The 16,474-nt window shown below is 38.0% G+C and carries 14 protein-coding genes; all 14 read right to left on the bottom strand.

The features are described from left to right. Positions 1-303: 303 nt before the first annotated feature. The 14 genes from AC3WSO_RS06465 to infB all read right to left on the bottom strand — a co-directional run bounded on the left by AC3WSO_RS06465 (position 304) and on the right by infB (position 16,471). Positions 304-1,971: a ribonuclease J gene (locus AC3WSO_RS06465; protein WP_492529669.1), complete on the bottom strand. Its 1,668-nt coding sequence runs from the start codon at positions 1,969-1,971 to the stop codon at positions 304-306. Positions 1,972-2,476: 505 nt separating this feature from the next. Continuing rightward, on the bottom strand, positions 2,477-3,394 hold the full coding sequence (gene dapA / locus AC3WSO_RS06460; RefSeq protein ID WP_492529667.1) for a 4-hydroxy-tetrahydrodipicolinate synthase: 918 nt from the start codon (positions 3,392-3,394) through the stop codon (positions 2,477-2,479). 13 nt (positions 3,395-3,407) lie between these two features. Then, a complete protein-coding gene (locus AC3WSO_RS06455) occupies positions 3,408-4,445 on the bottom strand; it encodes an aspartate-semialdehyde dehydrogenase (protein ID WP_492529665.1) in 1,038 nt (345 codons plus the stop codon). 82 nt (positions 4,446-4,527) lie between these two features. Continuing rightward, positions 4,528-5,118: a dipicolinate synthase subunit B gene (locus AC3WSO_RS06450; protein ID WP_492529663.1), complete on the bottom strand. Its 591-nt coding sequence runs from the start codon at positions 5,116-5,118 to the stop codon at positions 4,528-4,530. Next, on the bottom strand, positions 5,112-5,891 hold the full coding sequence (locus AC3WSO_RS06445; RefSeq protein ID WP_492529661.1) for an NAD(P)-dependent oxidoreductase: 780 nt from the start codon (positions 5,889-5,891) through the stop codon (positions 5,112-5,114). Before AC3WSO_RS06445 ends, AC3WSO_RS06450 begins: the two co-directional genes overlap by 7 nt. Positions 5,892-5,900: 9 nt before the next feature. Beyond that, entirely contained in the window at positions 5,901-6,164 is a 264-nt protein-coding gene (locus AC3WSO_RS06440) for a YlmC/YmxH family sporulation protein (protein WP_053594254.1), read from the bottom strand. Positions 6,165-7,121: 957 nt separating this feature from the next. Continuing rightward, the gene (locus tag AC3WSO_RS06435) at positions 7,122-8,345 is read right to left on the bottom strand and encodes a M16 family metallopeptidase (RefSeq protein WP_492529659.1); all 1,224 of its coding nucleotides are present in this window, start codon (positions 8,343-8,345) and stop codon (positions 7,122-7,124) included. A gap of 144 nt (positions 8,346-8,489) precedes the next feature. Beyond that, positions 8,490-10,604 carry a polyribonucleotide nucleotidyltransferase gene (gene pnp, locus AC3WSO_RS06430; RefSeq protein ID WP_492529657.1) on the bottom strand — a complete coding sequence of 705 codons (2,115 nt, stop codon included), beginning with the start codon at positions 10,602-10,604 and terminating at the stop codon, positions 8,490-8,492. Positions 10,605-10,890: 286 nt separating this feature from the next. Next, a complete protein-coding gene (rpsO, locus tag AC3WSO_RS06425) occupies positions 10,891-11,160 on the bottom strand; it encodes a 30S ribosomal protein S15 (RefSeq protein WP_349660889.1) in 270 nt (89 codons plus the stop codon). 285 nt (positions 11,161-11,445) lie between these two features. Continuing rightward, entirely contained in the window at positions 11,446-12,402 is a 957-nt protein-coding gene (gene ribF, locus AC3WSO_RS06420) for a riboflavin biosynthesis protein RibF (protein WP_492529655.1), read from the bottom strand. A gap of 13 nt (positions 12,403-12,415) precedes the next feature. Continuing rightward, positions 12,416-13,327, bottom strand: coding sequence for a tRNA pseudouridine(55) synthase TruB (truB, locus tag AC3WSO_RS06415; RefSeq protein WP_492529653.1), 912 nt, complete (start codon positions 13,325-13,327; stop codon positions 12,416-12,418). Between the two features lie 167 nt (positions 13,328-13,494). Further along, complete coding sequence (gene rbfA, locus AC3WSO_RS06410; RefSeq protein ID WP_079560500.1) at positions 13,495-13,836, bottom strand: 30S ribosome-binding factor RbfA; 342 nt, start codon at positions 13,834-13,836, stop codon at positions 13,495-13,497. Between the two features lie 101 nt (positions 13,837-13,937). Continuing rightward, complete coding sequence (locus tag AC3WSO_RS06405; RefSeq protein ID WP_004225006.1) at positions 13,938-14,216, bottom strand: DUF503 domain-containing protein; 279 nt, start codon at positions 14,214-14,216, stop codon at positions 13,938-13,940. Beyond that, positions 14,216-16,471, bottom strand: a complete 2,256-nt coding sequence (gene infB / locus AC3WSO_RS06400) for a translation initiation factor IF-2 (RefSeq protein ID WP_492529650.1) — start codon at positions 16,469-16,471, stop codon at positions 14,216-14,218. Before infB ends, AC3WSO_RS06405 begins: the two co-directional genes overlap by 1 nt. Positions 16,472-16,474 lie beyond the last annotated feature (3 nt).

Below are 16,474 nucleotides of genomic sequence, written 5' to 3'. Positions count from 1 at the left end.
TAGCAAATAATAACATGTAGAACTTGATTATTCCAAAAAAATCATCACCATAACGTTGTGGTAATTTCCGTTCCGGCTAGGCGCTTTGTAGCTGTCGCTTCGCTTTCACGCAGAGCAAAGCTTCCTAAGGACGTCCGCTGATCCCCAAGGAGTCGCCCAGCCGTAACGAAGATCAACTTATTATACATGGCATATATTACAATAAATGCGATACCTAACTTTACGAATTGAGGCAAAAAAGGATTTTCCACCGTTTACATTCGGTTAGAAAATCCTTTTTCAATCAACGATGATCTTTCATTTTTAATATTCCATAATGATTGGGATAATCATTGGGCGGCGCTTCGTTTTTTGGAATAAATACGTATTCAGTGTATCTCGAATTTCTTGTTTAATGTTTGTCCATTCAAATGTATCTTTACCAACATATTTTTCAATAACATTTTTAGCAATATCAGAAGCTTCCACCATTAATTCTTCCGATTCGCGTACATATACAAAACCACGCGATAAAATTTCTGGACCAGATGCAATTTTCTTTTGAGCACGGTTTAATGTAACGACAACAATGAAAATACCATCCTGCGATAATAACTTACGATCGCGAAGTACTATGTTCCCTACATCACCTACACCGATACCGTCTATTAAAACATTACCAGCTTGTACACGGCCACTCATTCGCATTTTACCATTTTTATATTCTACAATATCCCCTTTATCGGCGATAAAAATTTGTGATTTTTGCATACCTAGCTGTTGAGCAAGCTTAGAGTGAGCAATAAGCATGCGGTACTCACCTTGCACAGGGATAAAGTACTTTGGTTGCATTAAGTTTAGCATTAACTTTAAATCTTCTTGGCTACCGTGACCCGATACATGTACATTTTTGCTTGATGTGAGAATTTCAGCACCTGCTTTTGCGATCGAGTTCATCGTATTTGCCATCTGTACTTCCATACCAGGAGACGGTGTGAATGTAATTAATACTGTATCGTTCTTTTTAATTTTAATGTCTCGGTGATGTTTGCGAACAATTTTCTCTAATGCATCAAGCGGCTCCCCTTTATTACCTGTAGCGATAATAATAATCTCATCATCTTGATACTTTTGCATTTCTGAGATAGGGATGATTGTATCTTCTTCTACTGTTAAGTAACCTAGATTTGCACCTAAATCCACAGCTTTTTCTAAAGGTTTTCCTACAATAACTACTTTACGGAACGACTTTTGAGCTTGTGTCAATACTTGTTGTATACGAATAAAATTCGATGCATAAACAGCAACTAAAATACGACCTGGTGCTGAATGGAATGTTTTTGATAATTGCTCTTCAATCACAATCTCAGATGTCGTATAACCTGGTCGCTCAGCTTCACTCGACTCAGATAGCAGCATAAAGACGCCTTCTTCTCCTAGCTGAGCCATTTTTGCTAAATCAGGCTTAAATTTACCTGTCGCGGATTGATCGAATTTAAACTCACCTGTATGAACAATTGCTCCTTCAGATGTATGGAACACTACTCCTAACGAATCGGGAATACTATGTGTTGTATGGAAGAATGTCACATACGTGGAGTTAAAATTCATACGACTACGGTTCGTAACCTCAAAGAATTTCACCTGATGTGGTGCAGGCAATTCCTTTAAATGTTCCTTTGCAAGTGCAATTGTTAATTTTGATCCGTACACTGGTGCTTTCACTTTTTGTAATACATAAGCAATTGAGCCAATTGCATCTTCATGACCATGTGTTAAGAAAATCCCTTTCACACGCTCTTTATTTTCTTCTAAATACGTAATATCTGGAATTACGATATCAATGCCCAGCATTTCATCTTCAGGGAACATCAAACCGCTATCCACTACAAATAGCTCTTCGTCGATTTCTACTACGTACATTGCTTTCCCAATTTCGCCAACGCCACCAAGTGGGATGATACGAATTAGTTCATTTCTCTTTTTTGTCAATTTATTTCCTCCTAAAAAATATCCCGAACAGCAACCACTTAAGATTTATTATAAGGTTTGCAAAGGTTTTTCACAAATTAAAAATGCATCTTTCATGATAGAAACAGAAATTTATTGCTAATTTTATTTCTAATAGATGGAAAGTAGTAGGAGGATGTAGCATCTTGAAAGGTTTAATTTTATATAAAAAAAGCGAAGTGAGCTTTTGTAGATTGGGATATAGTGCGGTTAAAGCCTTTTTCAGTAATATTTTTTCTTCTTCCATATAAATAAATCGTTGACTATAAAAATAGATCCAAATACCTTGATAGATTTTGGATTCCTACCTGAGAGAATATCAGTCATCCCTAAGCAGTTATCCTAATTGGGCGGATACTCTATATTTTTTTAGGGAAAGTGTCTCACCCATCTACGAAATATCCAAAAGAAAAAGACCATAAACAAACTAAAAATTTCGAGTTTGTCTACGGTCTGAGGATATTTACTATTTAGCTTTAATTACAAATTAACTAAAGGTACTTATTTCTCTAAAGCTTCTCGCTTTTTCTTGATACGTATCCCAAATTCGGTCAAAGTTTGCTTTTTCTTCATCTGTCATTTCCATCATTGGTAAACGAACATTAAGTGTATCAAAGCCTAATTTGGTCATCGCGTATTTTACCGGCGATGGGTTTGGCTGTGCGAACAACGCACGTACAAGTGGTAATAATGCTCGGTGAATTTTGGCTGCTAGCTCGTGATTTCCTTCTTCAAACGCTTTAATCATTAATTGCATATCATTCCCTACAACATGGGCAGCAACTGAAATAATTCCTGCTCCGCCGATTGCTAGTAGTGGGAGTGTTAAACCATCATCCCCACTATACACTAAGAAATTATCATCTGAATCAACATTCTCAATAATATCGCCCATTTGATCTAAATTGCCACTCGCTTCTTTTATCCAGGCAATATTAGAAATTCTACTTAAAGCAACAGAAGTTTCATATGCAATATTGACGCCTGTACGTCCTGGCACGTTATAAAGCATGACAGGTAAACTTGTTTCTTTTGCAATCGTTTCAAAATGCGCAAAAATACCGCGTTGATTTGGCTTATTATAATATGGTGCTACAAGCATGATACCATTTGCGCCATTTTCTTCAGCCTTGTGCGTCATTGCTATAGAGTAAGCCGTTTCGTTATCTCCTGTACCTGCAATAACCGGTACACGACCTGCCACTTTCTCTACTGTAAAGCGTACAACTTCAATTTTTTCTTCTGTGGACATAGTTGGATTTTCAGAGGTTGTGCCACATGCGACAATACAATCTGTACCATTATTAATCAAATGATTAATAATACGTTCTAGTTCTGGATAATTAATCGTGCCATCTTCTTTGAACGGCGTAATCATCGCCGTTCCAATTCGACCTAAATTCATCCTTACACCCCTCTTATAGTAAGTTATCCTCTAGCATTGCTTCAGCAATTTGAATAGAGTTCAATGCAGCGCCTTTCAAAAGATTGTCAGAAACGATCCATATGTGGAATCCTTTTTTATTGTCTAAATCTTGACGGATACGGCCTACAAAAGTAGCGTCTTCCCCTTCTGCATAAATAGGCATTGGGTAAGTTTGTGTTGCGATATCATCTTGTAATACGACACCAGGCGCATTGCGTAATACTTCAAAAATTCCCTGTACTGTTGCTTCTTTTTCTACTTCAAGATAAACAGATTCAGAGTGTCCTGAAACGACTGGCACGCGAACGCAAGTTGCGGCTACTTTTAGCTCTGGTAAATGCATAATTTTCTTCGTTTCATTAATCATTTTCATTTCTTCGTATGTAAAGCCATTGTCTGTAAATTTATCAATTTGTGGAATGACATTACGAGCGATTGGATAATGACGTTTGTCGCTACCAGAAGGTAAAATATTTGCTTCTACATCCTTACCTGCATCCCAATTTGCACTTTGTGCCTTTAATTCCTGAATAGCAGAAACACCTGCACCTGAAACTGCTTGATATGTTGATACAATAATTTTTGTTAAGCCAAATGCTTGACGAATAGGTTCAAGTGCAGCCATCATTTGAATCGTAGAGCAGTTTGGATTTGCAATAATCCCTTTATGCTTAGCAAGATCACCTCGATTTACTTCTGGAACAACTAATGGTACGTCTGGATCCATGCGGAAATGGCTCGTGTTATCGATCACTACTGCACCGCGTTTTGCCGCTTCTGGCGCTAGCACTGCTGATACCGAACCACCAGCTGAGAATAAAGCGACATTGACGCCTTCAAAAGCTTCAGGTGTCGCTTCTTCAATTGTATATGTCTCTCCATTAAATTCGATTGGTTTTCCTGCTGAACGTGCTGAAGCTAAAAACTTAATATCTCCGATCGGAAAATTCCGTTTAATTAGTTGTTCCATCATTTTTGTGCCTACTGCTCCTGTTGCTCCAACTACAGCAACTGTTAACTGCTTTGTCATCTGTCATCTCTCCTTGAATACAAGTTACATAATGTGTGCTATTGTATCACAAAAATACTGAAAATTGTGTGTAATCCGAGAATTATTTTAAATATTGTACCAACAGGGGCTGTAATTGCTTTTTCTCCGTAATCGCTTCATAAACAGTCGCGACCATTTGATCAAAATCAGCAATCAAAGAATTTGGTTTTGAATGTGGTGAGTCCTGCCCAAATGGAATAAAATAAATGTTTTTAGCATTTAACAGCCTCATTATATTTATACCATTTAAGCCAAGTGCATCATTCGTTGATATACCTAGAACAACAGGCGAACCGTTACGCAATGTTGCCTTCGCAGCCATCAATACCGGACTATCTGTTGCTGCATTTGCAAATTTACTAATACTATTCCCTGTCATCGGAGCTATAACCATCGCATCCAATGGATTGGATGGCCCAAATGGTTCTGCCTCTTTAATAGAAGAAACAACCTTTTCTCCTGTTAATTCCTCTATTTTGGCAATCCACTCCTCGCCAGTGCCAAAACGCGTAGCCGCATGTAAAACGGAGTGTGTAATGATTGGAACAACTGTTGCTCCTGCATCTATAAAGTTTTGGATTTTCGGTACTACGTCCGCATACGTACAGTGGGAGGCCGTAATACCTAAACCAATTCGTTTCCCCGTTAGCAATTTTCTTCCTCCTCTATTGCCTTGCACAATATTGTCGCTGCATCATGCGCAAAGTATTTCCCAGGTAATGATGGCAATAGCACGTACGTTTGTAATTGTTCAACGTCTATATCTAAACAGCCAGGCTCTGAAGCCAAATCATATAGTACAGCCGGGACATGTTCTTGGAATGATTCAGTAATCCACTTAGCAGGGATCGTATTGACAAAAATCCCATCATTAATTGACCATTGGCGGTCATCTAAATCCGTAGCTTTATAACCATATGCCTTTGCTTCACTCACTTGTACAACTGAACGCGCTACTATATGGACATTAGCGCCCATCTTGACGAGTAAAGATGCGAGCATTTTGGCTGTGCGCCCAAATCCTGCGATAGTAAAGTTTTGCCCGTAAATACATTTTTGCTCGAGTCCGTAAAATGTGGCGATAAATCCCTCCGCTGTTAATCTTGCATTTTGCCAAATAAATGATTCTTGTTGTAAATAGCAATTTGTTTCATTTTTCTCAAGCAATTGCTTCCAATGCATCGTTAAACGCCCTGTATAAAATTTAACTTGAGATATCCCATAAAGCTGTTCCACTTCAATTTTTAGTGGAAGAATAGGAAGAATAATTCTATTTGGTTGGAATTCTAATACAAGCTTATTCAACTCTTCATTCCAAACAGTTGTTCTTTTATAAAATACAGTTCTCGATGGGCTTCTTAGCATGGTAGCTAATTCCTTTAACCTTAGATCCTCACCGATAACAAGCCATTTTTCATTTTCCAAAAGCTCACCTCACTGTAAAAATTCTGACTGTACTGTCGTTGTTTTGTTAAATAAAATTCGATCTTCGCCTATTAGTATAATTTCGTGCCAAGGTATCATTTCACTTACTTTCACTTTCTTTTTCTGAAATGGCAATTTATCTTTTACAATCTCAAAACCATGAATCTTTCCTGTTTGCACATCTAATAGACATTCCGTATGTGCCAATATGCCAAAGTGTACGCCACCCTCAACTTGAATTAACTCTTTATCCACCATCTCTGATAGTAGCATGCCTCATCTCCCTCCTTGAACCGTTACCCCAATATATGCCGAGTTTTTGCAATTCGTGACCCTTACCCAAAGTCTGAAATGTGCATTTACTAGCACATTTGCAAATAGTGTATATATACAAATTTGTGATGTGAGGAATTTGTGCAAGTCCATTTGAACAACCACAAGTATATTACCAGTTTAAGGAATTTTTAACAGTAAATAAAAGGAAGCTTTGTTACAGAAAGAAATCAAGAATTTCTATACGGGAATTTTGCGTCATTTTTAAGAGTATATGCAGTAAGCGGTTAGAACGGTCTTGACTACTGGCTCACAAAAGAGGAAGTAGGAGTTATTTATGAATACTATTGAACTTCATACTTTACTTAAAAGCATGAATGGTTTTCTCTTAATGATGTACGTTTTTCAGTACTGAGGAGTCGACAACAATATTTTTCCAAAAATAATAGTGCGAAATTTTGCTATTCGGCAAGGATGTTGTCGAACATGAATTACCGATATAAAACGACATCGGTGTAGTTTTTGACGATTTTCATATACTTGAAACGCTCAATGCGACGCAACTCGACAAGCCCATAGAAAAAGGTTTATAAATATGGGATAGTGATTGGCGCTATTTAAAGGAAGTAATGAGGAGGTAAGCAAAATATCAGCGGAACTAATTCATATAAATAAAAAATACTTTGAAAAGCCTTCGATTCATCTTTGCTCAGTTTTAAATCCATCATCTAGACGAGGCAAAGCGGATGCGTCATTTTCGAATGATAATAGTCATCTTCATTACTTTTACAATTATTTTGATTCCTATAAGCATGGGTATTTCTATTTTATTTCAAAGCCTTACCTTATATTTAGCAAGAGAGGTTTTTTAAAGAATAAAAAAAATAGGTTACCGAAAAAGGGCAACCTATTTTTTATCAATTACTACATGGACTAACGTATCATTCGCCATATCAATTAAGCTTCTGGGCCAATAATTGAAATGGCTGGCTCAGCTTTTAAGATTTTTGCTATTAAGCGATCGACCGATTCCATTGATACGGCATCGATGGACGCTAATACTTCATCAACCGAACGATGTTTACGATGCACTAACTCACTTGTACCGTTGCGATTCATACGAGCACCTGTCCCCTCTAGACCAAGAACAAAACTACCCTTCAGCTGTTCCTTCGCATTCATAAGTTCTTCCTCTGTCACACCGCCTGCTACGATATCAAGTAATGTCGCATCAATTGTATGTTGAAGCTGTGATAATTGCTGACGACTTGTACTACCATAAATCGTAAATGCGCCAACATCAGCATAACAAGATTGATAAGAAAATATTGAATACGCTAAACCACGTTCTTCACGTACTTCTTGGAACAAACGAGAGCTCATATTACCACCAATAATATTATTAAGTGCAATAAAGCTATACATATCCGGATCCTTTACACCAATTGCTGGATAAGAAATGGCCAAATGCGCTTGCTCCGTATCGCGAGTTTTTGAAATCTCTCCAGGATAAAAATGAGGATTCGTTAACACAGGCTCAACTACAAGTGAAGATGGCTGATAGTGGCCAAATAAGTCTTCAATTGTTTGTATGAGCTTTGCAGAAATATTTCCTGCTATTGAAATAACAACTGACTCTGGACCATAATGTTTAGCCATATAGTTACGGATCATATCTGCTGTAAACGTTTTTAAAGTAGCGGCAGTTCCTAGTATTGGACGACCAAGTGCATCTTTTGGATACATGACTTCCCATAGCTTTTCATGAACATCATCATCAGGTGCGTCTTCACTCATTAGTATTTCCTCTAGTACAACTTGTCTTTCCTTCTCTAATTCTTCCTCTGCAAACGTAGAATTAAAGAACATATCCGCTAATATTGTAACGGCGAGCTCCGCATGATGGTCTAAAACCTTTGCATAATAACAAGTGTTTTCCTTAGATGTAAAAGCATTTAACTCGCCACCAATTCGGTCAAATTCTTCAGCAATTTGGCGAGCTGTTCGAGTTTTTGTCCCTTTAAAAAGCATATGCTCGATAAAATGTGTAATACCATTTTCCTCAGGTAACTCATAACGAGATCCTGCATTAACAAAAATGCCTAGCGCAACGGATCTTACATGATCAATTTGCTCAGACACAATACGCACACCATTCTGACATGTATGTACTTGTACCAAAAAATCTCCCCCAATTCATCTCTGGTTCAACATTAAAGGCAATGTGAAGCATTCCTAAATTTATGGATATCTTAAATAGAACCAGTTTCCTTATATTTGATTTAAAAAAGGCTGCGCATTATACGCAGCCTTTTCTACAATTTATTATTTATCTTGCTCAGCGCGTTCTTTTTCCTCTTGGATAACTACTTTACGAGATAAATTCACACGACCTTGCTTGTCAATTTCAATAACTTTTACAAGTAATTGATCGCCTAGTTTTAAGACATCTTCGACTTGTTTTGTACGTTCCTCTTGAATTTCAGAGATGTGAAGTAAGCCGTCTTTACCAGGGAATATTTCACAGAACGCACCGAATTTTTCAATACGTTTCACTGTTGATAAGTAATACTCACCAACTTTTGCTTCACGTACAATGTCTTCGATAATTTGTTTTGCACGAGCGTTCATTTCTTCATCTGCAGAAGAGATGTAAATTGTACCATCTTGCTCTGTATCAATTTTTACGCCAGTTTCTTCAATAATTTTGTTAATTTGTTTACCACCAGGTCCGATAACATCGCGAATTTTATCAGGATTAATTTTCACGATTACAATTTTCGGAGCAAATGTTGATAATTTTTCACGTGGTTCTGCAAGAGTAGCAAGCATTGATTCTAAAATGTGCATACGGCCAATTTTAGCTTGTGTTAATGCTTCTTCTAAAATATTGCGTGATAAACCATCAATTTTAATGTCCATTTGAAGTGCTGTTACACCTTTAGCTGTACCTGCAACTTTAAAGTCCATATCTCCAAGGTGGTCTTCCATACCTTGAATATCAGTTAAAATAGAGTAGTGTTCTCCTTTTTTAATAAGACCCATTGCAATACCTGCTACAGGTGCCTTTAATGGAACACCAGCATCCATCATCGCTAACGTTGAAGCACAGATAGAAGCTTGAGATGTAGAACCGTTTGATTCAAGTACTTCCGATACACAACGGATTGTATATGGGAATTCAGATTCATTTGGAATAACCGCATCAAGAGCACGCTCTCCTAATGCACCATGACCGATTTCACGACGACCTGGTCCACGAATTGGGCCCGTTTCCCCTACAGAGAATTGTGGGAAGTTATAGTGATGCATAAAGCGTTTTGATTCTTCTACACCTAAACCATCGATAATTTGTACATCCCCAAGTGCACCTAATGTACAAATAGAAAGGGCTTGTGTTTGTCCACGCGTAAATAATGCTGAACCGTGAGTACGTTGTAATAGACCAGTCTCAGAAGAAAGTGGACGGATTTCGTCTAACTTACGACCATCTGGACGTACTTTATCTTCTGTAATTTGGCGACGTACTTCGTCTTTCACCATTTTATCTAAAATTGTATAAACTTGCTTCATTGTTACTTCATCCGCTTCTTGCTCTTCATAAGAAGCAATAATACGATCTTTTACCGCTTTAATAGCCTCATCACGTGCATGTTTTTCAGCAGTTTGAATAGCATCATGCATGTCAGTCTCACAAGCTGCTTTTATATCGGCTTGAATCGCTTCATCAATTTCAAATAATGTTACAGGTAATTTTTCTTTCCCTACTTCTGCAACAATTTGCTCTTGGAAAGCAATAATTTTTTTGATTTCTTCATGACCGAACATAATGGCTTCAAGCATAACTTCTTCTGGTACTTCTAGTGCACCAGCTTCAACCATGTTGATAGCATCCTTGTTACCAGCTACAGATAAATGGATTGTTGATTGATTAGACTGTTCCACTGTTGGGTTCACGATAAATTTACCATCGATATAGCCAACTTGTACACCTGCAATCGGTCCGTCGAATGGAATATCTGAAATAGCTAGCGCTAATGATGAACCAACCATTGCAGCCATTTCAGACGTGCAATCCGGATCGTTAGACATGACCATTGAAATTACTTGTACTTCATTACGGAAACCGTCTGGGAACATCGGACGAATCGGACGGTCGATTAAACGGCTTGCTAAAATTGCTTTTTCAGATGGACGTCCTTCACGTTTAATAAAGCCACCAGGAATTTTACCTGCTGCGTATAAACGTTCTTCGTAGTTTACTGTTAATGGGAAGAAATCAAGTGGTTTCGGTGATTTTGACATTGTTGCTGTTGAAAGTACAGATGTATCACCATAACGTACTAAAACGGCCCCATTTGCTTGTTTTGCTAACTGTCCAACTTCTATTACAAGCGGACGGCCAGCCCATTCATAGGAATAGACTTTCTTTTCGTTCATTCAATGAACCCCTCTCTATTATAAAAACACTTACTTCGTCTGTATGTACTAATAGTAAGTGTACCAAAAATGCTTGTTCTATGCTAAATATTTCATCAAATAATCATACATTTAAATTCAGTTATTGCCAATTTATTTAGGATTTATTTCTGTATTTGATTGAAACAAAGTTTTTTGCTTGAAATTCGTGTCATATATATGCTTTTTTTCGCAATAGTAAAGTTAACTGCCTTCTTAATGTTTATAAACATAAAGAAAAAGCGGGATTAATCCCGCTTTTCGACAATTAGCGACGTAAGCCTAAACGAGTGATTAGTTCACGGTAACGTTGTACGTCAGTTTCACGAAGATATTTTAATAGGTGACGACGACGACCTACCATTTTAAGAAGACCACGCTCAGAGTGGAAATCTTTTTTGTGTGTACGTAAGTGAGTATTTAGAGAGTTAATTTCCTCTGTTAATACTGCAACTTGTACTTCTGGAGAACCAGTGTCACTTTCGTGAGTACGGTACTCAGCAATAAGTTCGTTTTTACGTTGTTTTGAAATAGCCATTTGTATGGACCTCCTAAATAATTGTTAATCCCCATTAGCACAGTAAACGTTGGAGTCATCGATATACCGAGCTAAGGTTAAGCATATTATGCACTTATGAATGTTACCATAAATCAAAAGGTCAAGCAAGCGTTAACGTAAGCGCCTATTCAAATGCTAAAGTAGATTTATGCTCATCTTCATAACGTGGGGTTGATTTCCGTTCCGTCTGGGCGCTTTCCTGGGGGCGCCCAGTCGTAACGAAAATCAACTTATATACAGAGTATACGTTTCCTAATGCCATTCCTAACTTTCGGAAATGACCCCAAAATAGTCAATTGCTTCTTGTTTATCCTTTTCGATTTGGGCTTTCAAAGCTTCAATCCCATCGAATTTTCGTTCACTTCTTATACGTTTATACCAAGCGACATGCACTTCTTCACCGTAAATATTTTTTTCGAAGTTTAATATATGGACTTCGATGGATAATTGCTTGTCATTTGGATCTTTAAATGTTGGTTTATAGCCTACATTACATACACCATCATACCAGTTATTTTGCACAAGTAATCGAACCGCATATACTCCGCTTGCTGGGATATAAGTTCCCTCTAACGCTTGGACATTAGCAGTTGGGAAACCGATTGTGCGTCCTCGCTTATCACCATGTACAACGATACCCGTAATTTCAAATGGTCTTCCTAGAAGCAATCTTGCTGCTTCCATATCCCCCTCTTGTAAAAGCTTTCGGATACGTGTAGAGCTAATTTTTTCGATATCGTCGGTTTTCTTTTCAACAACCGTTACGCCGTAATCTCCATTACTCAATGCACGCATATCTTCCATTTTACCTTTACCGAATGCACCAAAAGAATAGTCAAAGCCAGCTGTAACATGTTGAATGTTCAACCCACGAATAAATGTATCAATAAATGCATCAGGTGAAAGCTTTGCAAAATCAGAAGTGAAATGTACAACAAATGCTGTATCCACACCCTGTTCTTCAAATAGCTGCAATTTTTGCTGTAATAACGTTATATAAAATACTTTTTCGTTACGACCGCCTAGCACTAAAGAAGGATGTGGATCGAATGTCATAACAGCCGTTGGAATTTGACGCTTGTCTCCTTCTTCCTTCGCTGTCTGAATAACTGCCTGATGCCCTCTATGTACACCATCAAAAAAGCCAAGTGCCAATGAATACGGCTGCATGCTTTCTCGTTGCTGTAGCTGGTGTGGGTATTTTAAATGAATGACCTCCATACAAAAAATCCTCCTACTCTATCGTCGGAAACATCTTATGTGGCTTCATAAACCCTTCCTTTGTAGGATGGGCTTGATAGACCGCAACTGCTTTCCCACTGATTCCAAAAACAATTTTATCATGTATCTTTAATAATGCATCTGCGGGAAGCACTTGTCCATTGAAAATTTCTTTTTCATTAGCAGAAGTTATTTCAATAAATGGATAGTCTGTCAATGCATACTCAACTGGTAAAATGCAAGTATCGATTTGTTCAGCTTCCATCAGCTCAGCTACCTGTGCCAATGTAAAGCAATTTTCTTGTGTAAACGTACCTGAGGCTGTGCGTACCAGCTCTTTCATATGCGCAGGATAGCCAAGCGCCGCTCCGATTTGCACAGCTAGTGTTCGAATATACGTCCCTTTACTACACGCTATCCGTACAGGGAATGTAATTTCTTGTCCTTCATATAGTTCAACATCATCTAGTAGCTCTAATGCATAAATAGTAACTTGACGTGTCGGTCTTTCGACGATTTCACCCTTTCGAGCGTATTCATAGAGACGTTTACCATTTACTTTAACAGCTGAAAACATTGGAGGCGTTTGTTGAATGACACCTGTAAGCGAGGCTAAAACTTCTTGCAATTGAGTACGTGTGAACTTTTTATTCGTCTGATCTTGTTCAACCGTTTCTCCTTCTGCATCTTCAGTTGTCGTTGTTCGGCCAATTGAAATAACCGCTTCATAGGTTTTTCCAGCATCCGTTAAATACTCTGCGATGCGTGTTGCTTGACCAATACAAATTGGGAGAACTCCCTCAACACCAGGGTCAAGTGTGCCTGTATGTCCTACTTTTTTTGTGCGTAAAATTTTTCGTAATTTAAAGACGCAATCATGACTTGTCATGCCGCGTTCCTTCCAAAGCGGTAAAATACCGTTCATAAACTTCCTCCTAAAATCAATTCATTTTTCGCCTATTTTGAGTGTCCGCTACCTTTCACCACCCTTTTGATAAAGATGATAGGGCCTCAAAATGCCTTGTTATATTTCAATCAATGTAAAAAAGCCTGCCTGCATGAACATGCATATGGCAGACTTTTTTAGTTATCTTATTCTTCGTGTAAACCACGTAGCAATGTATCAATACGGTTCCCATATTCAATCGATGAATCGAATTCAAAAATTAGTTCTGGTGTACGACGTAAGCGGATTCGTGAACCGATTTCTGAGCGAATAAAACCAGAAGCCTTTAATAAAGCTTTTAGTGTATCCTCTTTTTCACGTTCATTGCCTAGAGTTGTAATATAAATTGTCGCTTGTTGTAAATCACCTGTCACTTCAACACCAGTAACAGTAACAAAACCAACACGCGGATCTTTTATTTTACGTCCAATAATATCACCAAGCTCTTTTTTCATTTGCTCGGCGACGCGGTTTGAGCGTAGAGACATAGTTTGTCACCTCAATTTCGATGTACAGAAAGTTGTGTCCTCACTTACACATAGTTTTTCATGCAAAGTGGTAAATCATACAACACAACTTCTAATGTAACTTATAAATAATCACGCCACACATTTAGCTGTTCCCAAGATGGATTTGACTGTAAGTAGTGAAGCGCGTGATTAATTTCACGCTCGGCTGCTTCTTTTGAAGAAGAAACAGCAACAAGCGCTAATTTCGTGCGTTGCCATACATTTTGATGATCAATTTCCGCAATCGATACATTAAATTTCTGTTTCGTGCGGGTAATCATACGCTGTAAGACAGCACGTTTTTCCTTCAACGAATGGGCAGTTTGAATAATGAATTCAACCTCTGCGTAAACGATCATTAAGCTCGTTTAACTTCTTCCATAATATAGGCTTCGATAATGTCGCCTTCTTTAATATCGTTGAAGTTTGTAATTGTAATACCACATTCGTAACCTCGGGCAACTTCTTTCACTTCATCTTTGAAACGTTTAAGTGTATCTAATTCACCTTCAAAAATTACTACATTATCGCGAATTACACGTACGCCTGAATCACGAGTTACTTTACCTTCTGTTACGTATGAACCAGCAATTGTACCAACTTTTGATACTTTAATTGTTTGTCGAACTTCTGCTTGACCAATAATTTTTTCTTCAAATTCTGGATCAAGCATACCTTTCATTGCTTGTTCAATTTCTTCGATTACTTTATAGATAATGCGGTGTAGACGAATATCTACGCCCTCTTCTTCTGCTGCACGTTTTGCATTAACATCTGGACGAACGTTGAAGCCGATAACAATTGCATTTGAAGCCGCAGCAAGAGAAATATCAGATTCTGTAATCGCTCCAGCGCCAGTGTGAATAATTTTCACGTTTACGCCTTCAACATCAATTTTCATTAATGATGCAGCCATAGCTTCTACAGTACCTTGAACGTCAGCCTTAACAATTAAGTTAAGCTCCTTCATTTCGCCTTGACTCATTTGTTCGAATAAGTTATCAAGCGTTACACGTTGTTTTTCTGAACGTTGTGCTTGAATCGCTGACATTGCACGAGTTTCACCAACTTGACGTGCTGTTTTTTCGTCTTCAAAGACTACGAAACGGTCGCCAGCTTGTGGTACATCATTTAAACCTGTGATTTCTACTGGCGTTGATGGCCCAGCTTCTTTTCCACGACGGCCTTTGTCATTCACCATAGCACGTACACGACCATAAGTATGGCCAACAACAATTGGGTCTCCCACTTTTAATGTTCCATCTTGTACTAAAAGCGTTGCAACAGAGCCTCGACCTTTATCTAACTGTGCTTCAATTACTGTACCAAGTGCTAAGCGTTTAGGGTTCGCTTTTAGTTCCCCAACTTCAGCGACAAGTAAAATCATTTCAAGTAATGTGTCAATGCCTTCACCTTTTAATGCTGAGATCGGTACGAAAATAGTTTCGCCGCCCCAAGCTTCAGGAACTAGGCCATGCTCTGTTAACTCTTGCATTACACGGTCTGGATTAGCTGAAGGTTTATCCATTTTATTGACTGCGACAATAATTGGTACTTCTGCTGCTTTTGCGTGGTTAATTGCTTCTACTGTTTGTGGCATAACGCCATCATCCGCAGCTACCACTAAAATCGTTAAGTCTGTTATTTTTGCACCGCGCGCACGCATAGTTGTAAACGCAGCGTGTCCTGGTGTATCAAGGAAAGTAATTTTTTTGTCGCCTTCAGTTACTTGATAAGCACCGATATGTTGTGTGATACCTCCAGCTTCGCCAGCGGTAACTTTAGTATTACGAATAGAGTCTAACAATGTAGTTTTACCATGGTCAACGTGACCCATAATTGTTACTACAGGAGGACGTTCTGATAACTCCGCCTCGTTAATTTCTTCTGTTTGTTCGAAGTGTGTTTCTAAATCCGTAATATCTACACGAATTTCTTCTTCAACTTCTACACCATAGTCTGCACAAATTAATTCAATTGCATCCTTATCTAATTCTTGGTTAATTGTTGCCATCACACCAAGCATAAATAATTTTTTAATAATTTCTGATGGTTCACGGTGTAATTTTTTTGCTAATTCAGCTACAGAAAGTGATTCAACAAAAGTAATTTTTTCTGGTAATTCCTTTTGTTTCACTGGCTGACTAGGTTGATGTGTTTTTGGATGGCGACGTTTTCCGCCATGGATTCCTGGTTTTGGACGTTGGTTGTAACCACCGCCACCTCTGCGATTATTATTATTGTTATTATTATTATTATTTTGTGTCATATTTCTATTTTGATTACCTTTTATATTCTTAGATTTTTCGTTAGACGAATTTGAGTTTTGACGCGTTTGTTGCTGATTATTTGCTTTAGGCTTAGAAGTAGCAGATTGTTGCTTTTGCCCTTCTTGCTTTTTTACCGGTTGCTGCTGTTTTTGCGAAACATTTTGAGTAGGTTGCTTCACATCTTTATTATTTTTAAATGATTGGTTTAACTTTGTCACTATGTCATTTTCTAACATTGACATATGATTTGTTACGCTCACATTTAATTTATTTAGTGCTTCAATAACCTCTTTACTCGTTTTATTCACTTGTTTCGCATATTCATGAACTCTGATTTTGGTCATCTG

Source organism: Lysinibacillus sp. EB106-09-02-XG168 (assembly GCF_058791475.1).
Note: the sequence above shows the minus strand (reverse complement) of the source record. Positions and strands in the feature narration are given on the sequence as shown.